This window comes from Vibrio sp. R10-SG-ISO4, from assembly GCF_059834135.1.
Window position 1 is genome coordinate 276,723 of the sequence record NZ_JCBDHJ010000017.1, and the last position, 21,368, is coordinate 298,090.

The 21,368-nt window shown below is 48.9% G+C and carries 18 protein-coding genes; 10 read left to right on the top strand and 8 right to left on the bottom strand.

The window, feature by feature from the left end; all coding sequences use genetic code 11:
* Positions 1-53 precede the first annotated feature (53 nt).
* A complete protein-coding gene (locus tag AC6R03_RS11935; protein ID WP_500631310.1) occupies positions 54-2,027 on the bottom strand; it encodes a diguanylate cyclase in 1,974 nt (657 codons plus the stop codon).
* A 267-nt stretch (positions 2,028-2,294) separates the two neighbouring features.
* Here AC6R03_RS11935 and AC6R03_RS11940 point away from each other — a divergent pair, with 267 nt between their 5' ends.
* The 3 genes from AC6R03_RS11940 to AC6R03_RS11950 are packed head-to-tail and all read left to right on the top strand — an operon-like array spanning position 2,295 to position 4,669.
* On the top strand, positions 2,295-3,032 hold the full coding sequence (locus AC6R03_RS11940) for a 5-oxoprolinase subunit PxpA (protein WP_500631311.1): 738 nt from the start codon (positions 2,295-2,297) through the stop codon (positions 3,030-3,032).
* Positions 3,033-3,035: 3 nt separating this feature from the next.
* Positions 3,036-3,746 (top strand): 5-oxoprolinase subunit B family protein, encoded by a 711-nt coding sequence (locus tag AC6R03_RS11945; protein ID WP_500631312.1) that lies wholly within the window; start codon positions 3,036-3,038, stop codon positions 3,744-3,746.
* The gene (locus AC6R03_RS11950; protein ID WP_500631313.1) at positions 3,743-4,669 is read left to right on the top strand and encodes a 5-oxoprolinase subunit C family protein; all 927 of its coding nucleotides are present in this window, start codon (positions 3,743-3,745) and stop codon (positions 4,667-4,669) included. Before AC6R03_RS11945 ends, AC6R03_RS11950 begins: the two co-directional genes overlap by 4 nt.
* Before the next feature lie 126 nt (positions 4,670-4,795).
* On the opposite strand, the gene AC6R03_RS11955 is transcribed toward AC6R03_RS11950, so the two are convergent.
* From AC6R03_RS11955 to AC6R03_RS11965, 3 genes are all read right to left on the bottom strand, one after another.
* Positions 4,796-6,262: an FAD-dependent oxidoreductase gene (locus AC6R03_RS11955; protein WP_500631314.1), complete on the bottom strand. Its 1,467-nt coding sequence runs from the start codon at positions 6,260-6,262 to the stop codon at positions 4,796-4,798.
* A 267-nt stretch (positions 6,263-6,529) separates the two neighbouring features.
* Entirely contained in the window at positions 6,530-8,959 is a 2,430-nt protein-coding gene (locus AC6R03_RS11960) for an ABC transporter permease (protein ID WP_500631315.1), read from the bottom strand.
* Positions 8,960-8,961: 2 nt separating this feature from the next.
* Positions 8,962-9,636 carry an ABC transporter ATP-binding protein gene (locus tag AC6R03_RS11965; RefSeq protein ID WP_500631316.1) on the bottom strand — a complete coding sequence of 225 codons (675 nt, stop codon included), beginning with the start codon at positions 9,634-9,636 and terminating at the stop codon, positions 8,962-8,964.
* Between AC6R03_RS11965 and AC6R03_RS11970 the strand changes: the two genes are divergently transcribed.
* From AC6R03_RS11970 to AC6R03_RS11980, 3 genes are all read left to right on the top strand, one after another.
* A complete protein-coding gene (locus AC6R03_RS11970) occupies positions 9,635-10,234 on the top strand; it encodes an arylesterase (protein ID WP_500631317.1) in 600 nt (199 codons plus the stop codon). The two genes, AC6R03_RS11965 and AC6R03_RS11970, sit on opposite strands and share 2 nt — an antisense overlap.
* 99 nt (positions 10,235-10,333) lie before the next feature.
* Complete coding sequence (fabV, locus tag AC6R03_RS11975) at positions 10,334-11,536, top strand: enoyl-ACP reductase FabV (protein WP_500631318.1); 1,203 nt, start codon at positions 10,334-10,336, stop codon at positions 11,534-11,536.
* Between the two features lie 146 nt (positions 11,537-11,682).
* Positions 11,683-13,335, top strand: coding sequence for a P-loop domain-containing protein (locus AC6R03_RS11980; protein ID WP_500631319.1), 1,653 nt, complete (start codon positions 11,683-11,685; stop codon positions 13,333-13,335).
* A gap of 83 nt (positions 13,336-13,418) precedes the next feature.
* On the opposite strand, the gene AC6R03_RS11985 is transcribed toward AC6R03_RS11980, so the two are convergent.
* Entirely contained in the window at positions 13,419-14,036 is a 618-nt protein-coding gene (locus tag AC6R03_RS11985) for a DNA-J related domain-containing protein (protein WP_500631320.1), read from the bottom strand.
* A 133-nt stretch (positions 14,037-14,169) separates the two neighbouring features.
* The gene (locus AC6R03_RS11990; RefSeq protein ID WP_500631321.1) at positions 14,170-15,009 is read right to left on the bottom strand and encodes an isopenicillin N synthase family dioxygenase; all 840 of its coding nucleotides are present in this window, start codon (positions 15,007-15,009) and stop codon (positions 14,170-14,172) included.
* 229 nt (positions 15,010-15,238) lie between these two features.
* Between AC6R03_RS11990 and AC6R03_RS11995 the strand changes: the two genes are divergently transcribed.
* Positions 15,239-15,850 (top strand): DUF2238 domain-containing protein, encoded by a 612-nt coding sequence (locus tag AC6R03_RS11995; RefSeq protein WP_500631322.1) that lies wholly within the window; start codon positions 15,239-15,241, stop codon positions 15,848-15,850.
* Here AC6R03_RS11995 and cutA read toward each other — a convergent pair.
* Complete coding sequence (gene cutA, locus AC6R03_RS12000; RefSeq protein WP_500631323.1) at positions 15,814-16,128, bottom strand: divalent-cation tolerance protein CutA; 315 nt, start codon at positions 16,126-16,128, stop codon at positions 15,814-15,816. The two genes, AC6R03_RS11995 and cutA, sit on opposite strands and share 37 nt — an antisense overlap.
* A gap of 18 nt (positions 16,129-16,146) precedes the next feature.
* Positions 16,147-18,225, bottom strand: coding sequence for a DNA helicase IV (gene helD / locus AC6R03_RS12005; protein ID WP_500631324.1), 2,079 nt, complete (start codon positions 18,223-18,225; stop codon positions 16,147-16,149).
* A gap of 205 nt (positions 18,226-18,430) precedes the next feature.
* Between helD and yccS the strand changes: the two genes are divergently transcribed.
* The 3 genes from yccS (at position 18,431) to AC6R03_RS12020 (ending at position 21,276) form a co-directional block, all read left to right on the top strand.
* The gene (yccS, locus tag AC6R03_RS12010; RefSeq protein WP_500631325.1) at positions 18,431-20,623 is read left to right on the top strand and encodes a YccS family putative transporter; all 2,193 of its coding nucleotides are present in this window, start codon (positions 18,431-18,433) and stop codon (positions 20,621-20,623) included.
* Positions 20,624-20,717: 94 nt separating this feature from the next.
* Positions 20,718-20,942: a hypothetical protein gene (locus AC6R03_RS12015; protein WP_500631326.1), complete on the top strand. Its 225-nt coding sequence runs from the start codon at positions 20,718-20,720 to the stop codon at positions 20,940-20,942.
* A 55-nt stretch (positions 20,943-20,997) separates the two neighbouring features.
* Entirely contained in the window at positions 20,998-21,276 is a 279-nt protein-coding gene (locus tag AC6R03_RS12020; protein WP_500628300.1) for a hypothetical protein, read from the top strand.
* Positions 21,277-21,368: the final 92 nt, after the last annotated feature.

Below are 21,368 nucleotides of genomic sequence, written 5' to 3' on the forward strand. Positions count from 1 at the left end.
CCTAATGTAAGTATTTCGTTGAATGGTAACAGAAAATCGCGCGCGAGATAACGCTAACTTGCCTCACTCATGATGACCTGCCCTTTGCCTTCCATTTTAGCTCGGTACATGGCTTTGTCGGCCGCTTTGAGGAATTGTTCGAGACTGGCACCCTGCGCATGTTGAGTGTAGTGAATACCAATACTCACACCGACCGATAGACGCTCACCGGCATAGTCGATTTCATTGCTGATTTCCGCCAGTAGTCGCTCTGCGAGGGCATGCGTACTAGGTTGATCGCAAGAAGTCATCAAGACCACAAACTCATCACCCGACAGTCGAGCCACCAAATCTTGACTGCGCACATGCAACGATAGTCGGCGCGAGACTTCTTTAAGCACCGCATCGCCTGCATCGTGGCCGTAAGTGTCGTTTACCGCTTTAAATCCATCAAGATCGAGATACAAAAGTGCAATGCCCGTTTTGGATAGGCGTTCATCGGTGAGCGTTTTACCTAGTACGCGATAAAGATGGGTGCGATTGGCAAGCCCGGTCAAACTGTCGTGATTGACCATATACTCAAGCCGCTCCATCTCTTTGACTGAAGATAAGTCGACAATCACATAGACATAATCGAAGCGATGTTCACTGGCGCTGGTACGGTTTTTCGATGCTCGAACATAAAGCGGTACTCGGTGCCCAAGGGGATGAATCTCCCACACCTCACCTTGCCACTCATCTTGCTCTTCAATCGTGCGTTTAATCTGCGTCATGACGGTATCAAAATCCGCCCAACGAAATAGATTGCGATGGTGCTGACCGATTATCTCGCTGCTATCTACTCCCAGTATCCGACGACTGGCCGGGTTGAGCATAGTGACCACGTCGCTATCATCGGTGACCACTAAGCCATCTTTACTGTTTTCAAAAATATTCGCCGCCATGCGTTGGCGGCTCATCGCCACTTCGACTTGGGTGATGTCCTCAATCGCGATTAGGCACTGGCCGGGCTTTGAAAGCGGCGTACCACTTACTTTTAAAAATCGGCGCTCATGAAACAGGTCTTCGAGCACGATATGGCGATCTTCAAACTCTAGACTGTTTTCGAGCGCGCGCGTTAATTCGGATTGCCCTTTACCTTGAATCAAATCTGTCAATTTACTGGCTTGAATAAATGCGCTGGTACATCGGAATATCTCACACGTCATCGCATTAAAATGGAGAACATCGCCATGCTGATTGACAACAATAAGCGCGTGTTTGACCGACTCGACCACCTCGTTGGCGAAAGATTTCTCTTGTTCCAATCTATCAAGCGTATGATTGACTTGTTGATCACGCAGTTTCAAACGTCTCAGCATAGTACGAAAGGCACGGACTAAATCACCCACTTCATCGTTCGCGATGGTATCAATCTCGATACTGTTGGATTTGTGTTCAATATATCCCTGTATCGCAGCGCGCAAACTGATGACGGGGTTGAGAATGTACTTTTGTACGGTGTAAAACAAAATGGCGGTCGCAATGGTCAAAAAGACAATAAAGATCAGCGCATTATGTATGACCTGCTCTGAGCTATCTTGAAACGATTTGGTAGAGATCGTCACTCTGAACTTGGCCACTTCGTTACCGTTTGCATAGAGAGGAAAGAGTGCAAAAAGATAATCGTCGCTCACTGCCTGGCCCGTTTCTTTCAATGCAGCGAGCTGCTGCGCACTCGGCAAAGGCGCTGCGACACCATGTTGTTCATAGATCGAAAACAGTTTGCCATCTAAAGTGTGTAACTTAACGCGCACGATCTCTTTGTCTGCGGAAAACGACTGCAATATTTGCGTCGCTTGTTCAGTATGCCCACCCAAAATGGCCGAGTTTAACGGCGATGATAAACCAAGAGACAATACGTGAGCACGCTTGATAAGGTTGTCGGTTTGCGATTGGAGAGCAACATTGAGCGCATTGCCCTGAGTGAGAAGTAAAATCACCAATGAAAAAAGAATCAGTGGGACGATAAGCTTAGATTTCAACGATAGCGCGTTCAATGAGAGCATACGCGACTCCTCTCAGCCCATCTTCTTTGGCAATTCTGAATACAAACGCCACTTCTATCGCCGCTGATCCTTTTCATATCACATTTGAGCGCTTCGCCCCTCACCCACTACCTAAAACATTAACCGCTCTATTTTCTTTTGATGCGGTTTGTGCGTAAGCTTAGCAACACGATAGGAACACGCTCAGTGACGCCGTTCAAAATTTGAACGCAACTCGGATTATTTGTACGATAAATCTCACTAATGAGCATAAAAGGACGTAAATGCATGGCAAAACGCGCAATCTTGTTGAATTGTGATATGGGCGAAAGCTTTGGTGTTTGGTCGATGGGCAATGACACCTTGGCGATGCCCCACGTAGACATGGCCAATATCGCCTGCGGCTACCACGCTTCTGACGCAACTATTATGTCACAGACTGTCGCGCTCGCGGTTCGCCATAACGTCAAGATTGGCGCCCATCCCAGTTACCCAGACTTACAAGGATTTGGACGCCGAAGCCTTGCCATGAGCCCAGAAGAAGTCACTGCGATGATCATCTATCAAGTTGGCGCGCTTAAAGCGCTTTGTGAAGCGCACAACACTGAACTCAGTTATGTCAAACCACATGGCGCGCTTTATAATGACATGCTTAAGGACTTATCGCTGTTCGATGCGGTCGCTGATGCCGTCTCTTGTTTCAATGTCCCTTTAATGACGCTCGCCGTGCTCGACAACCAGCCTTTACTTGATATTGCCGACCGTTATGAGTTGCCTTTGCTGTTTGAAGCGTTTGCTGACAGACGCTATCTCGCCAATGGAACTCTGGCACCAAGAGCGCTGCCCGATGCGGTCCTTACCAACGCCGAAGATATCATTAGCCAAGTTCGCCAAATCACCCAATATGGCAAAGTGCGCACCATAGAGGGCTACGCGATTGATATTGAGGCGGATACCTTATGCGTACACGGCGATAATCTGGCGGCCATCGATATTATCAAGAAAATCCGCACCAGCATGGAGTAACAGATGACGATCACCTATACCATCGATCCCGTTGCCGAGTGCAGTATTTTAGTCACCTTTGACGCGGCCCCTTCGCCAGAACTGTCGAGCATAATCCAGCACTGTGGCGAAAACGTTCAGTCTCAGTTAGCGCAATGGCTGATGAACGTCACCCCCTCGCACATCACCCTGTTGATTGACTATTTACCTCACCGAATCTCCATTTTCGATTTTATCCCATGCGTCGAACGCACCTTGGACAGCACCATAGCCAGCCCGCCAGTAAGCCATAGCGCAGAGATCGTTGAATTACCCGTCTACTATCATCCGGATGTAGGGCCAGACTTAGCGATCTATTTCGAGCAAGGTATGACATTGGACGAAGTAATCGAACTGCACACCCAAGAGTGTTACAGTGTCACCGCGATCGGCTTTGCGCCTGGGTTTGCGTTTATGAGTCAAGTCACGCCTCAATTACAACTGCCACGTCAAAGTACGCCGCGCGTCAATGTTCCCAAAGGCAGCGTAGCGATTGCCAATCATCATACTGCGGTTTATCCGAGTGATTCACCGGGTGGGTGGAACATCATTGGACGCTGCCCATTAGCGCTGTTCACACCCGATGAAGCGCAGATGCTGCCGTACAGTGTCGGCTCTCAAGTGCGCTTTAAGGCCGTCGATCGAGACCAGTTTCTTCAACTAGGTGGGTCGCTTGATGGGGAGTTTGCCTTATGAAGTCTTACGTTGAAGTCATCAAACCTGGACAACTGAGCCTCATCCAAGATTTTGGTCGATTTGGCTTGGCGCATTTGGGCATTACCCAAGGCGGTCCCTTGGATGATTACGCCTACAGTTGGGCGAATCATTTGCTCGATAACCCGGTCAATTGCCCAACCATTGAAATTACCTTGGGACAAGCGGAATTTCGTTTCAATGGTCACTGCAACCTCGCCATTGCAGGTGGGGATCTCAATGCTAAACTCGACGGTCAGCGCATAGATAACTGGTCAACATTTGTCGCCCGTAAAGGGCAAACGTTGAGCTTTGGTCTTCCGGCCAACGGGCTAAGAAGCTACCTTGCCATTAAAGGGGGCTTTGATGTATCACCAGTATTGGGCAGTGTGTCCACCGTCACCCGTGAAGCGCTCGGTGGCTTAGAGCAAGGCCGCGCACTTAAAGCGGGGGATCAACTGGCGTTTACTTACCACCCGTTATCCCACCAAAGCATACAGATTTCATTTCGCTACCGCCCTGATTACAACCTCCCCATTCGTGTACGTGTGATTGAGGGATATCAAAGTGAGCAGTTTTCTCCAGACGCGATCGGGGCCTTTTACAGCCGACGTTTTGAGGTAAGCCAGCACATCAATCGAATGGGGTATCGCCTTCGCGGGAACACAATTACGCCACCAGATACGGAACTGCTTAGCGAGGGAATTGCGTTAGGTGCAATACAAGTACCCAAAAGTGGCGACCCGATTATTTTGCTCAGTGACAAACAAACGATCGGCGGTTATCCCAAATTAGGCTGTGTGGCCCGTATTGACCTACCACGTATCGCTCAAGCTCGGCCGGGCCAAACCGTGACGTTTGAAAAGGGCGATTTACTCGGTTTACAAGATGTCTGGTGTCAGTGGGCGCGCTTCTTCGGCTATTAATTCATTGCCATCACTTTTGTTGTATTGACTAAGCTTAGTCGCGGCCAAGCGGGCGGCGAAATAACAAAAAGGCGCCGATTAGCGCCTTTTTGTATCATTCGATGACACGGTGTGGTGATAGCTGCTTTACTGGGACTCACCATAGACTTGCGCCAACTCAGCAGGGTAGCCACGCTCAATCGCGATGCGTTTCGCTTCTTGTTCAACGTCGCTCGCCACCAAGCGGGTACACACCGGATGAAGAGCCTCAATGGAGGCTCCTTGGTAGTCATACAAGCCCCACTGCGTCACCACTTTTCTTGCGGCTTCAAGCGCAGATGAACCTTTGACCACTTCGATGCGTGCATAGTGATTGGCTTCAAACGAAACGTCTGCGGCTCTTAACGAGTCATCTCGTCCTGGTATTTGCTGCGCGCCAAACAAAGGCAGCGCATAGTAATCCGCCGAATGGTATTCAGGCACGTACTGACCGATGTGTCGTACGGCACGCAGGCTGCGCTCTTTGGCCACGGACTCGTCCCAGCCTTGATTCAACGTCTTGATTAGGGGAGCCGGTAACTGGGGCTGAGAAGAACGATCATCCGAGGCGACCAACCCCTCATCGAACAAGGTAATCTCTTTCGTCATACCGTGCAGTTGAAACACTTTATTTGCATACGGGGTCAGTTGCGCCATACCTGCTGGCGTCCCCCGTTGACCATGGAAAATGACCTCGGGCCATACCTGATCACACTCTGCCCATCGCGTGACATATGCGGCTTTAAACTCCACCAAACGCTGACGTTTCTTTTGAGCCAGATCGTCAATCGTGCCGGTTTGATAACCACAGGCGTTGATGACGTATTGAGCTTGAAGTTCGTGCAGTCGGTTATTGTCATCGCGATAACGAATCAGCCAGCCGTTCCCACTCTCTTCAAGATCAGTGACTTCACATGAGGTAAGCAATTGACAGTTTGGATGTGCAGCGAGTGTGAGTTTAGCGCTCGCGGCCAAACGAAAGACACTCCAACCGTGCTCTTGCACTGCAACCACAGGGTACTTTAGCGCATCGAGGTCGGCATGCTGAGCAAAAGGAATCACCCAATCTTCAACACTTGTTGGTGCCTCAGGTTGAGTAAGCGTCGCCAGTGCTTGCAATTCCTCTTTTGAAAAACAGCGATAATAATCTTGTGGTGCTCCCAGCACTTGATTGGCCGGGTCTCGGTCCACTAAGGTCTGGTAGCAATCACGGATGGTTTGCAGGCGAGATTCGACCTCATCGACACTGCCGGGATCGGTAATAGGAACAGCAATAAGAGTTGGGCGACGATTGATGGTTTGAGGGTAAAGACGCACCGTTTCAATCGACTGTTCAAGCAATTCAATACATTGCTCCGTCGAGATTTCCCGGTACAAATTACCACCAGCATGGAGATGGCAAATCGGCGGTCCACTGACAAGGCTCGCGCCTCGCTCAATGAGGGAAACTTTTTGCCCAATTTCGGATAAATGGACAGCGGCCGTGGCGCCGGCAACGCCCCCACCAATAATGACGATGGACGTTGAACTTGGCTGTGTGTTGATCTGTGACATCTGCGCGGCTAGTTGTTTCATTTCTCGGTTATTTTACTCTTAAAAAACGGTGATAAAAATCACTTTTTTTGCAAGGGATATGAATGACATTTTCATCATAAAAAGTTGAAAAAAATGCTTGACTGAAAAATTGGAACTCATAGAAAAATCGATTCTGTGAATAACAACTTTGCTGCATGCTTGAACTTTCCTAGCGTTGCGCGATTTAGTGAGTTATCTACAGGTCAAGTTATCCCAAACCTTATCCACCGTTTTTGTGGATAACTGAATAACTTGACCCGAACAGCGTCAGCTAAACTCTTTATTTATAGGGGCTAACAGTTTTTTAATCATACTGAAAACAACTAACGCCAGTGTGCAAAACGTGATGATTGGCATGGTTAACCACAACAAATAATGCAAGCTTGGGGTGAGATCAAAACCGAAGTAAATGATCCCACCGACTACGGCTTCTGCCCCCAGTGCGGCAATCAAACCAGCAATCAATGCCATCAAGCCATATTCTGCCCAAATGGTGCGTGTGACCCGTTTTCGACTCGCACCTAACGTTCGGTAGAGCTGCATCTCTGATTTACGTTGTGACAGACTTAGCCTCAGCAACGTAAAGATCAAAAGTAACCCTGCCAAGACGCCAAGTGCCGCCAATAAGGTAATCGACCAAACGATTTGCTCAAGCAGCGATTGGATTTTCTCACCCATTTGACGAATATCCATCAAGCTCACCGTTGGGTGCGCCTTTGACAGAGTATTGAGCAACCCGTCATGTTGGTCGTCGACGCGAAAGCTGACCAAAAACGTCGCTGGGATTTGCTCTAGCACATCCGGCGTAAAAATGAAGTAAAAATTAGGCTTCATATCACGCCATTCTACGGCACGCACGGAATTCACCATCGCAATTATCGTTTGGCCGTTAATCACAAACTCAAGCTCATCACCAATCGCTAGACCCAGATCGCTAGCGACATCCGACTCAACGGACACGCCGCCCTTTTCAGTCCACTCACCCTCAAGCAACTCGTTGTGTGCAGGAATCCCCTCGGCGTAGGTAAAATTGAGCTCACGACGCAGTGCGTCGTTGCCTTCTCCGCCATCAGAGGCTTCTTTCGCATCTTGCCCATTAATTTTCGTCAAGCGGCCCCGAATGATGGGATAATCGTCGGAACGAGTGACCCCATTTTGGTCCAACACCTCTAAATAGGCCTCTCTTTCGTAAGGTGCAATATTCAGAGCGAAGGCATTCGGCGCATCTGGCGGAATAGTACGTTGCCAATCAGAGAGTAGATCAGTGCGAACGAGCCACATCACGGCCAGCAGCATCAAAGAAAGCCCAAGAGCGCCAAATTGCAAACCGGTTGCCGTCATTGAGCGGTTGATGCGCGAGAGCGCCAATTTGAATGACGTACTCAGTGGCATTTTGGCTAACTGCTTCGTGACAAGCAGGCTCACCGCGCCGAGCAGCACAAACAGAAGCACCATACCCAGCATGACAATCCAAACCAACATGTTGTCGTAGTATGCCGCGAGCATCGGCACGACAGGCACCAGAATCAACCACTTTGACTTATGGCCCGTGTCGCTTGCTTGGGGTTGCATCACATTGACCGCACTGACATTCACTAATCGATGCAGAGGAATTCCAAGGGCAGGTACGGCGATACATACGCTGCTGGCAAGCGCGACCAGCGCTGGCGTTAAGCCATAGCTCGGGAGTGGATTAGGCAGCAAGTCAACCAGAGGAATGCGGAGTAACACTTCTAACCCGACACCGATCAGTAAGCCAAGCACGCACGCTGTCAGTAGCAGTATCGCGACCTGAATAGAAAGCCAGCGGACAATCCACTGCTTTGTTGCGCCAAGGCTTTTCAACATAGCGATGGTCTTGGTGCGAGTAGAGACATAGTGCTGACAGGTCAGTACCAATGTGGTTGCGGCCATAATGACCACAATCGCGACGCTGAGAGACAAATATTGCTGAGTGCGCTGGAAAACATCGTTGGTGCGACTGGCACTGTTTTGATCTCGCCAACGTTCACTTGGGGTCAGTTCAATGCGGCTTTTTAGCGTCTCTATGCTGGTGTCGTCGCCATTCAAAAAGAGGTTGTAGCGCACGCGACTACCGAGCTGAATAGCGCCTGTCTTATCGATGTCATCCATGTGGATAAAGACCGACGGCATTTGCTGAAATGGATTAAAGCTAAGCCCTGGCTCTTCTAATACCCGTCCTGTAACGGTAAAATCGGCATCACCAATAGTGACCGCTTCACCAATGGTGACCTCTAACTGGGCAAACAGACGCTCATCTAACCACAGTTCACCTGGCGCTACTCGTGCCTTTTCCCCTTGGCCATCACTCAAGCGAAAATCACCTTGCAGCGGATAGTTCGACTCTACTGCTTTAACGGTGATCAGTTTCATCTGGTCGTCACTAAACGCCATGGTGGCAAAACGAGTTTGACGCGCGGTGTCCATATTCAATGCGGCGGCGTTTTGTAGCAATGTTTCGGGCAGGGGATTCGAGCTACTGAACTGCACATCCGCCGTTAACGCTTGCTTGCCCTGTTTGACGATGACCTGCTCCATGCGGTTCGCTAAAGCGGTTAAGGCAAAAATACACGCAATGATTAACGTCAGCGCGGCGGCAATCGGCCAGAGCTGGCCTTGACGAATTTCACTGACACTCCAGCGCACTAGACGGGAGTTTAAACGAGAGTGTGCCATCCCTACTCTCCTTTGATCTGACCAGCCGACATGACTATGGTGCGATCGCACATACGTGCTAGCTCGCTGTCATGGGTCACCAGCACTAAGGTCGTCCCGTGCTGTTTATTGAGTTCAAACAACAGCTCGATCACTTTCGCTGCGGTGTGTTCATCCAGATTTCCCGTCGGTTCATCGGCGAAGAGGATTTTCGGTTCAATCATGAAAGCGCGCGCCAAAGCAACACGCTGCTGTTCACCCCCTGACAGCTGAGAGGGAGAGTGATGCATTCGATGCTCAAGTCCTACCGACGTTAACAACATTTTTGCGCGCTCAATGTTTTCGTCTTCTCCTTTCAGTAAGCATGGCAAAGTAACGTTCTCTAACGCGCTCAAACTCGGTATCAGCAAAAAGCTCTGAAAAACAAACCCAACCGATTCACTGCGTATTTTCGCCCTTTGCTCATCATCCAGCTCTGATAAAGTTTTACCTAGCAGCTGGATTGAGCCTTTTGTTGGGGTGTCGAGACCGGCTAACAACGTCATCAAGGTGGACTTACCCGCACCGGATGTGCCGACGATCGCCACACTCTCTCCGGCAAAGATTTCAAGATTTACCTCTTCAAGGATTGTTAATTGCTCCTGTTTAGTGGAGACTATTTTTGATAATGACGTTGCTTGAATGATGGATGTTTGCATGATTCGTTTACTTTCCTTGGTCTTTTTTCTCGTTTTTGTTCAACCCGCATATAGCGCTAAGCTATTGGTTTTAGGAGATAGCCTGAGTGCAGGTTATCAAATGTCGATTGAAGAAGCATGGCCTACCTTGTTACCTAATGTAATGAAAACCAAAGGCCATGATCTTGCGGTCATTAATGGCAGTATCTCTGGAGATACCTCAGGTAACGGCCTCAGCCGCCTGCCTAGCCTGCTAAGTGAGCATCAGCCGGATTACGTATTAATCGAGCTTGGCGCTAACGATGGCTTGCGCGGATTTCCACCTAACGTGGTCGAAAACAACCTCTCGGCCATCATCGAACAAGTCAAACAGCAAGGGGCAATGCCGCTTTTAATGCAAATTCATGTATTACCCAATTACGGTAAGCGTTATACGCAAGCGTTTTCAGCCGTTTATCCCAAAGTGGCAGACGCACACAATGTGCCACTGCTGCCTTTCTTTCTTGAAGGCGTCATCACAGAGCCTCAATGGATGATGAACGACGGACTGCATCCTAAACCTGAAGCCCAACCTTGGATCGCTGATTTTGTCGCCAAAGAGCTGGTAAAATTTCTGTAAATACTGATAGATAATCACTTGTCATTGGTCTGGCTCAATAAACTTTACCTATTTTTACGCTAGGTTAATCAGACAACGTCCGTTTCTAAGGAAAGTTTCATGACAATTGAACCAGTAATACAAGGTGTGGTAGCTCGCAGTGCGCATCCTTACGGCTGTGAACAAGCTCTCCTCCGTCAAATCCAATACGTACAACAAGCAGAGCCGATCAAAAACGGACCAAAACGTGTGCTAATCATTGGTGGCTCTTCAGGGTTTGGTTTGGCATCGCGTATCGCTCTGACGTTTGGCGGGGCTCAAGCTGATACCATCAGCGTCTCCTTTGAGCGTAGCCCAAGTGAAAAAGGCGTAGGCAGCGCAGGTTACTTCAATGACTACTTCTTCAAACAGCATGCTGAAAAGGCAGGACGTATCGCGGTAAATATTCATGGCGATGCGTTCTCTTCAGCGATCAAGAACGAAGTCGTTGAAGCGATAGAAACCTATTTTGAAGGCGAAGTCGATTTAATTATCTACAGTGTCGCCAGCGGCCTGCGACCTGACCCTGACACCGGTGAAGTGTGGCGCTCAGCCATTAAGCCAATGTTTGAACCGATTACCGGTGCAACGATCGATCTCGAGCACGATGCGTGGATCAACACCCGATTAGAGCCCGCAACGGAAGAAGAAGCGCATCATACACAAAAAGTGATGGGCGGCGAGGATTGGGAAGCCTGGGTGGATACCTTAATCAACTCAGAATCGATCGCCCAAGGTTGTCAAACGCTTGCTTTTTCTTACATCGGGCCTGAGATCACCCACCCTATCTATCTTGATGGCACCCTTGGAAGAGCCAAAGTCGATTTGCATCAGACTAGCCATTCATTGAATTTGAAATTAGCCAATTTCGATGGCGGCGCATTCGCTTGTGTGTGCAAGGCGCTGGTCACTAAGGCAAGTGTATTTATCCCTGGCTTAACGCCTTACCTTTTGGCGCTCTACAAAGTGATGAAAGCGCAAGGCGTGCACGAAGGGTGTATCGAGCAAATGCAACGGCTCTACGCAATCAAGCTCTACAATCAAGCAAAAGTAGAGGTTGATGGCGAACGGTTAATACGTATTGACGATCTAGAATTGGCCAAGCCCGTTCAGGATGAGGTGGCGCTCCTACTCAAAGAGATGAACCGAGATAACTTCAAACAGCTGGGTGACTATCAAGGCTACAAGCAGGAGTTTCTCAATTTGAATGGTTTCGGATTTGATGCCATTGATTATCACGCTGATGTCGATTTAGCCCCATTTATCGAAACAAAAGAGGCGTAACTTCCCCTACTCGCCGTGCCTTCCTCGCGCGGCGAGTGCTCTAGGTTCCACTGACCTCTAGCACCTTATTCTTCGGTAGTTTACCTTTACTCCGCGCCGACAGGTTTCTATAATCCACGCTTTCAAAATTCTATAGTGAGCCAGTCATGGATCAGTTAACCGCCACCCTTAAAAAAATCGAAAAGCAGAACTATCGCGCTTATCAGCAAATCAAAGGTCAATACGACTTTGGCGATTACACCTTTCACATCGACTACGTTCAAGCCGACCCGCATGCCTCAGCATCACGAGTGCGCGCACTCCGCCCTTGGTCGTTAACCGGCTTAGACTGGCTACGTGAGCAATCTGCTGTCTATCAAATTGCGGCACGCGACTTTATCGCCCGCACCTTTGCTCAACTGGCAAAACAAGAAAACCTCATCAGCATCGCCCTAACGGGTCAAACTGTGATGGATTCCACTGCGGTGATGTTTACTGACGAAGGCATAGAGCTGCGTTTTCGGGTTAATTTACCCGCAGAAGGACGCAGTGTCCTTGGAAAAAAAGCGCTTAACCTCCTCACCTTTCACCTACCTAAATTTATCCGTCGTGCCACGATTGAGCGCGAGTTAGATAAAGCTGCTCTTATTGCACATTGCCAAGGTGTGGAAGATCAACAAGCGATTCGAGATCAACTGGATGAGCGTGGCTTAGTCGCCTTTATTGGTAATGGCGCCGTGCTGCCGCGTTTGGCCGGTAACTCTGACTTGCCAATGAAAGAAGCGGTCGCGTTTGTCTCGCCGCCGTCGCTTGAAGTGACGTTCCATACCCCTCATCACGGTGCGGTGTCAGGTATGGGCATTCCGGCTGGCATTACATTGATCGTTGGTGGCGGCTTTCATGGCAAATCGACGCTACTGAGCGCTATCGAACGCTCTATTTACAACCACATTGCCGGCGATGGCAGAGAATGGGTCGTCACCAGCAGCGAAGCGATGAAAATCCGCGCCGAAGACGGGCGCTGCGTGCATGACTTGAACCTGTCAAACTACATCAACCACTTACCGATGGGCAAAGATACGGCTCATTTCTCAACCCAAGACGCGTCCGGTTCGACCTCTCAAGCAGCATGGTTACAAGAATCTATTGAATCTGGCGTTAAAGCGATGCTGATTGATGAAGATACCTCAGCCACCAACTTCATGATTCGTGACGAGCGCATGCAGGCTTTGGTCGCAAAAGGTGATGAACCGATCACGCCCTTGGTCGATCGCATTGGCCAGTTACGTGATGAATTGGACATCTCAACCATCGTTGTTATGGGGGGCTCAGGCGATTACCTAGATGTGGCGGATACCGTGATTCAAATGCACGATTACCAAGCCATCGATCTGACCGAAAAAGCGAAACTTGTTACGCAAGAGCACCCAACCACGCGTCAAAATGAAGCCGAATCAGCGCTCGCTACTTTCCGTCCTCGTAAATTGAATTGCTCTGCTTTGCAAGCGGTATTGGCAGACGGCAAGTTTCGCGTTGCGGCGAAAGGCGTCGATTCACTGCGTTTTGGCAAAGAGTTTACCGACCTTTCGGCTCTTGAGCAGTTGGAATCGAGCTCAGAAGTGAACGCGATTGGCTGGTTGTGGTTTCAGTTGGCTCAGCGTCCTGGTTGGTCTGCCAACCCTGCTAAAGACGTGGCACAAATGCTCAATGACCAGTGGCATCACACTATGCCCAATCAAGGTGACCTTGCCAAACCGCGAGTGTTGGACGTCATGGCCGCGCTCAACCGCATGCGCAAATCGCAGTTTAAAGGTCAATAAAACGTTGAGTATGTGACGCGGCCACAATATGGACAGCAGCCGCTTGGTTTGCTGTCCACGGTTTGGCTGCTTAGAATCCCTTTTTACTGGCGAAGTACATTCCACGCTTCACACAGTACTCGGAATCGTTCGCTGTTGCCATTCTCTCTATCAGGGTGCCACTTCAGCGCCAACTTACGCCACGTTTTTCGTATCTCTGTCTGTGTCGCCTCTTGAGGCAATTCAAATAGTGACAGTGCTTTGCGGCGGTCCATATCTTCATGATGATTGCCCCCGAGAAACCTCTGATAACGACTCCAAAATTCATTCAGCAGACGCTTCACTTCGCCCTCTTCTGCTTCATAATTAGACCACTGGGTGTAGTAATCTCGCAAAGGATCATCGGTATCAATCGCAAAACCATGACTTTTTAGCGTCGGTAAAAGCAAAATATTCATCGCCTGGACTTGCAGCCAATTATCTGGGTAAAGCGTCTCTTGCAGTTGGTACAGGGCATTCATCATCAAGAAATTGCGTTTAAAGAGATCTTTTTCTGGCAAAGGATCCAACTCAGGCATATAACCAAGTTCACCAAGATGAGCCGCTAAGGTGTGTACCTTCCACCCCGACGGCTTTTTGCGTAGCACTTCGAGGATTGGCCAAAGCAGAGGGTTTTCCATGTATTGCTGAAACGACGTCGCGAGTGCTTGCTGATTACCCATAGGATCCCTTCACGGTTTTTCTTTTACTTAAATGGATCCTCAACCATTTGTCGAGTAAAACAGACAACAACTGTTATTCTGTGCGAAAAAAAGAGCCACCAAAGGTGACTCGATTCTCATCAGCTTGATAGGGTTAGATGACCCCTAACTCACGTAGGCGTTCCATCAAGTAGCTGTCGGCGGTGTAACGCTCTGACAGCACAACCTCGGGCTTGGGGTGCAAAAAGAGCGGCAGTGAAATGCGTGAGTGCTCTTGGCGAGCGCCGGTTGGATTGATCACGCGATGCGTGGTCGATGGGAAATAGCCACCGGATGCTTCTTGTAACATATCACCAATGTTGATGATGAGGTTGCCAAAATCGCAAGGCACATCGATCCACTCACCCTCTTTACTTTTCACTTGCAAGCCAGGTTCGTTAGCGGCGGGCAATACGGTCAACAAGTTAATGTCTTCATGAGCCGCTGCGCGAATGGCGCCAGGCTCTTCATCGCCCGTCATTGGGGGGTAATGCAGAATGCGTAGCAAGGTTTTCTGGCTACCATTGATCATCTCAGAAAGCGCAATCGAGAATTTCTCCTGTACCTCTTTCGGCGCATGAGCTTCAACCCAGCCGAGCAGCTCTTGGGCAAATCTGTCTGCACGCTGGTAGTACTCAAGAATTTGTGCTTCGAGTTCCTCAGGAATCTGCCCCCAAGGATAGACGTGAAAATACTCTTTAATGTCTTTTACTGTATGACCTTTCGCGACCTCTGAGACACTAGGCGGGAAATAACCATCTTGCGTTTCGACGTTAAAGTGGAAATCATTTTTGCGCTCTGAGGTAAAAAATTGGTACCAATTTTCGTAAATTGACTCGACCAACTCTTGCGGAATTGGGTGGTTTTTTAACACACCAAAGCCGGTCTCTCTCAAGGATTGAACAAATTGCTCTGCGGCATCGTCAGCAAGGTAATCAACGGTATCCAGTTTCATGCTTTCTTTACTCGTTATTAGAATTTGACTCGATTCTATGTGCCTCCTAGAGGTAAATCAAATGTTGACTACAGGTAACGTAAGTGTTTGCACGAAGAGTGTGCAGCAAAGCGGAATTTCAACATAAAGCGAGATCTGCATAGTGAAAGTTACAATTGAACAGCGTTTTATTTAATGGTAAAACAGTAGCATATCAATCAAACCGTAAGCGACTATGCGTACAATACACATGCGTACAACACACCTAAAAACCCTGAAGTTTCTCACTGCAATCTACAGTGCAGTGTTTCTATTTTCTGTTGTTAACCCAAGTTCAATTCATGTTTGGTTGGCTGAAATTGTGCCTGCCGTGGCGATACTGGCGATTGTTTGGTGGTTATCCCAGCGCTACGTATTTAGCCATACGGCGTACATTCTGATGTTCGTCTGGCTGGTATTACACACGATTGGTGCAAAATATACGTTTGCTGAGGTCCCCTTTGACTGGTTTAACCAACTCATTGGCTCTGAGAGAAATCACTTTGACCGCGTTGCCCATTTCTCTATCGGCCTTTACGCCTATCCGATAGCGGAATACCTGATGAGAAAACGCAAGCTACCATGGGGGCTGTCTGCTTGTTTTGCCCTATTCTCAATGATGTCGCTGGCAGCGGGCTATGAAATCATTGAGTGGTGGTACGCTGAATTGGCGGGTGGCGATGAGGGCATCGCCTTTCTCGGTTCCCAAGGTGATATATGGGATGCGCAAAAAGACATGCTGATGGACACCTTGGGCGCGTTAAGCGCACTCGCTCTGATGGCCGTTCAACGACGAGTGTTTGCCTCAAGCCAGCTGATATAAGGGTTGAAACCATCGACAATGGGCACTTGCACGACTTGCGGGGTGTCATAATCGTGCAACTCCACCACCTTTTGTTCGACTTCAACGTAGTTGCTCTGTGTCGTTTTGATCACCAGTAAGGTTTCGTTGTCACGACACACTTGCTCTTGCCAGACATAGTGACTCTCAATGGGCATGGTTTGAATACAAGCGGCAAGCCTTTCTTTAAGTAACGCATCTATGATTCGCTCAGTAAGCGCTTGACTGTTGGTGGTGGTGAGCGCAATACAAAATTCCATCGGCGACTCCTCGCGGTGCTATTTCACAATACTGACCGGGTAATCCTCTTCAAGCAACTCTTTGACAAAACTCGAACCGCTGCCGTTGAAGGTTACCCAAACCTTTTTCTTTGCGCGTGTAAGCGCGACGTAGAACAGTCTCCGTTCTTCTGCAAACGGGTAGCGTTCTTGTGATTGTGTCAAGGCGCCGTCCAAATGGAGCGCTTTCACTCGAGCTGGAAACTGCCCTTCATCCACATTTAATATAATCACAAAGTCGGCTTCACGTCCTTTGCTCGCGTGACAAGTCATAAATTCTATCGACAATTGTCGAAACCTTTTCTGCCAGTCGTCGAGCAGTTCAGGGCGATGATAGTGATTTCGGGCGAGTAACATCACTTGGGTTGTTTGCTTGGCGTTACGATCCAGTTGATCAAGGATTTTTTCCACTTGACCTGCAGGTGCCAGTGTCACCGCTTTGCTCTTTTGTTGTTTGTGGCTATTGAGTGATTTTTGCAACTGCTGTGGATTTTGCTGCACAAATCGATTGGCAACCTCGCCCAACTGATTGTTAAAACGGTATGTGGTGTCGAGGTAGTGAATGGTCGCATGTTGGAAGCGTTCACTAAACCCTGTCGTCAACGAAACGTCAGAACCAGCAAATTGATAGATAGATTGCCAATCGTCGCCGACGGCAAATAACGCGCAGCCATCTTCCTCGTCATTGGGTTCCACTTGCGCGCACAGTGCTTCAATCAAAGCAAGACGTGCGGGAGAGACATCCTGATACTCATCCACCATGATGTATTTCCAAGGCGCGCGGAATTTGCCCTTCTTCACATAGTCGACGGCTCTTGAAATCATAATATTGAAGTCAACTTGCTGCTGCTCTTTCAGCATCTGCTGCCAAGCTTGATAACAAGGCCACACCAAAGAGAGTTCGCTATTCAAACGAGTGTAGTCAGGGTGCTCAACCAATCGCTGCTGCAGCTCTTTCTTCGATACACCCATTGCAGCCAATTGACTCAACTGTTTCTCTAGCCAGGCGATGAGTTTAGGGTTTTCAACATGACTGCCTAACTCATCATCCCCGGCCAAATAGGCGATGGGCCACTTGACCAAATGTTTTTGCCAACGCTTAAAGTTGGTCGGCGTCATCCAGTGCTTTTTCAACCAGTCGACACACCATCCGTGACGCAACTTATCGTCCACCGCAACAGGGCAAATCTCAACGCGACTGGATTCAACATCATTTAATATCTTCAGTCCTAGACTATGAAATGTGCTGACTTCCACCCCTTCAGCGCTCAGACCAATTTTACTCTCAAGGCGCTGTTTCATTTCGCTTGCGGCGTCTTTACCAAACGCCAGCATTAAAATCTGATCGGCTTGCGCCAAATGACTTTGCAGCAAGTAGGCCACTCGCGCCGTCAATACACTGGTTTTACCCGAACCCGCGCCGGCTAAAATCAGGTTATTGTCATCATTGAGTAGTACCGCTCGGCGTTGAGAAAGGTTAAGCGGCGAGGACTCGATGCGTGAAAACAGTACCTCCCAATTCTCGAGTTCGGTTTCCATCCATTGATGATTGCGCGTTTGGAGTGACGTTTGTGTCTCTTCAATCCACGGTAGCAGTGGCGCTAAGCGCTTTGGCATCCGCAACTCAGCTTCTTCGAGTGTCATGCGCATGCATGCTAAATCGTCCATCACTTTCGTATTCCACGCAGCTAACATCGACTGCCTTAAGAACGTAGGTCGACGCAGTTGACGATCGATTGCCGCTTCCCACTCTGGCACATACTGGTTGAGCTGTTGGCATTGAGTGGCGTGCCACTGCTCATAACTGGCCACCGCGTGCAGCGCGAATTGCCGACACGCTTTTGGGCTAAGGCCCTGAACCATCCAACGACGCACTTTACCGCCATCAATGTGGCTATAAAACTCAAGCCCACTCCATACAATCCCCGTTTTGACTTTGACTCGCCCATCCCAAACACGAAAAGGCACCCGTGTTTCTTTCGTTTCGGATCGTAGAATCAACTCCTGCTCGCCCAGTTCGACGTGGTGGTATTCGTTTTGAGTAAAAAATGTAGCGGATGGGGATGCACTTAACTGCATGTCACAAGGTTCCTTGGCGTCAATAATCAACTCGCAAACTCTAAACGTTAATGCGATGCCCCTACTTTTCAGAACCTTGCTACATAAGTCAAGGGCTGGGCGGGTCATTTGCGCATCGAACAGACCTATTTCATTACCTCGATCAGTTAGTTACCATAGAGTCGGTGGTAATGTTTACCCCAAAGCTAACCAAGAAGAGACGCCCGTGCCCTATTTGCACCAACTTCGCCTCCTGTGGGTGAACCGAACGTTTAATAACAGCTTACTGATTTTAATCACGCTGCTTGGCGCGGTAGTGCCTGCCTGGCATTGGCAGCAGCAGACTCTATTAGTCCCACTGATTCTTGGCATCATCGCGGCGGCGCTGGCTGAAACCGACAATAGCTTTGTTGGGCGGTTAAAGTCGATTACCCTTACTTTGATCTGTTTCGCGATCGCCACCTTCTCGATAGAGCTGTTGTTTGATACGCCTTGGCTGTTCGCTCTGGGTCTGTTCACCTCGACATTTGGCTTTATCATGCTTGGCGCAATCGGTAGTCGCTACGCAAGTATCGCCTTTGGCTCGTTATTGATCGCTATCTACACCATGCTCGGCATTGACCAAAGTGGTGACAGTTGGTTCCAACCGATATTACTTCTTACTGGTGCGAGTTGGTATTTCCTGGTTTCTATGGTTTGGTTTGCAATTTGGCCGTTGCAACCGGTACAACAGAGTTTATCCACCGTTTTTTATCAACTCAGCCATTACCTGGATCTGAAAAGCCAATTGTTTCACCCAGTGACCAATTTGAATCCACAACCGATGCGTATCGAAGAGGCCAAACGCAATGCGGCGACCGTCACTGCGCTCAATCAGTGCAAATCGACGCTGCTCAGCCGCTCAAAACGTGGCCATGTGGACAGCGCCAGCGACCGTTTTCTTAATATCTACTTTATTGCGCAAGATATCCATGAGCGGTTAAGTTCGAGCCACTATCGTTACCAAGAATTAGCGCAACACTTTGAGCGTTCCGATATTTTGTTTCGTTTCAAACACCTTATTGACACGCAAAAACAGGCATGTCAGCGCATCAGTCAAGCCATCATGACTGGCAAAGCGTATCAACACGATACGGATTCAGTCATCGCACTGGATGAACTGCAAAACTCATTGGCGCACCTCCAAGCGCAAAATCACCCCACATGGAAACCTCTGCTAGCGCAGCTTGGTTACTTGTTTAGCAACTTAGCCATGGTGGAAAAACTGCTCGCCAACGTCAGCAACCCAGACACCACAAAACCCGAAGAGGATGAATTGGATGACACCGAAGCGCACACGCTCAAAACGATGTGGCAGCGGGTACAATCCAACCTCAACAGTGACTCGATTCTGTTTCGCCATGCGCTACGCCTGTCTCTGTCATTAACGGTGGGTTACGGCATCATCCAAGCGTTTGATATTGACCATGGCTACTGGATTTTGCTCACCACCTTGTTCGTTTGCCAACCCAACTACAGCACGACTCGACAAAAATTGATTGGCCGTGTGGTCGGTACCATTGCTGGTCTTTTGGTTGGTGTGCCACTGCTGAGTTTTTTCCCCTCACAAGAGAGTCAGTTGGTACTGATTGTCGCATCGGGTGTCGCCTTCTTTGCCTTTCGTTTGGCGAATTATGGCTACGCAACAGGCTTTATTACCGTTTTAGTTCTGTTTAGCTTCAACCAGCTAGGAGAAGGCTACTCGGTGGTGCTCCCTCGTCTCGCGGATACGATCATAGGCTGCTTACTGGCCGTTGGCGCGGTGGCGTATATTCTCCCGGATTGGCAGTCTAAACGATTGCACACCGTGATGGCCGAAGCTATCGCTGCGAATCAAGCATATTTAGCCCAAATCATTGGCCAATATCGCGTGGGTAAAAAAGACAATCTGGCCTACCGAATCGCTCGACGAGCGGCGCACAATAGTGATGCGAACCTCACTGCCGCCATATCGACCATGCTGGCAGAGCCTGGGCGCTATCGAAGCGCCGTAGATGAGAGTTTCCGCTTTTTAACCTTGAACCATGCGCTACTTAGTTATGTCTCAGCGTTAGGCGCGCACCGTACACGCATTGACAACGAGCAAACGCATGTGTTGATTCTCGATACCCACCGGCTGATTCACCAGCATCTTGAACTGCTGCATGTGCGTTTAAATCGTAAATCTTACGCTGAAGACATTGTGATTACGGAAAACATGGCGATTACGGAAGATCCTACGATTACCTCTCGGCTAAGTGAATGGCGTGAAGAAGACGATAATTCGGTGCGTCTCGTGTTGCAACAGCTGCACCTTATCTATCGAATGATTCCTGAGTTGCATTCACTGGCTAATAAATTCAGCGTAAGAGTGATAAGCCCCACTAATACAGAGTCATGAAATTGCTGTCATCTAACTTTTCCTGACAAAACTCGGACAAAAAAACAGCACAATTCCTTACGATTTGTATGAATTTTCGCACAGGCGTAAGACGATGAACGGAGACATCTCTTTCACAACTGAACTTGAGCACATGATGCTAAGTGGGGTTAATAATATGTCACCACAACAATTTGAGATTATCCGCACGCAGCTGCAGAGCCTATCACCTCAGCAGTTACGCGCACTTCTTGTCGATATCAACGCCAAATTGGATCATCCTAGTGAATCGATTATCTCAGATGATGAGCTGGATATGATCACAAGCCTCTTTTCGTAATCAAACTTGCTCAATGCAGGCAGACACCTTAAGCTTAGAGTAAGTGGAGGCGCTTATGTCTGTTTCAGCAATACAATCTGGCTATCATATCATCGACCAGTCATCTCGCATGGCTGAAGAGGCTGCGCTCGAAATCAACAACCAGACCAATGCCCCGATCCCACTTAAAGACAAATCCCTCGATTTCAATAAGGTCGAATTCAAAGCACCGGTAATTGACCACATCCAGCCGCTCGCTGAGCTGACACAAGCGGAGCAATACAGCAAAATCGGTACGAATGTCATTCAACGCGATCAAGATATGATTGGAACCTTATTAGATATCCATGTGTAAGACCTTGTCCCAACGCCAACTCGCGCAGCCAGTTGCCCATTTTCTTCTATCCTGTTTCGCTGCCTCTTGATGCGGTATTGAGTTCAAACCTC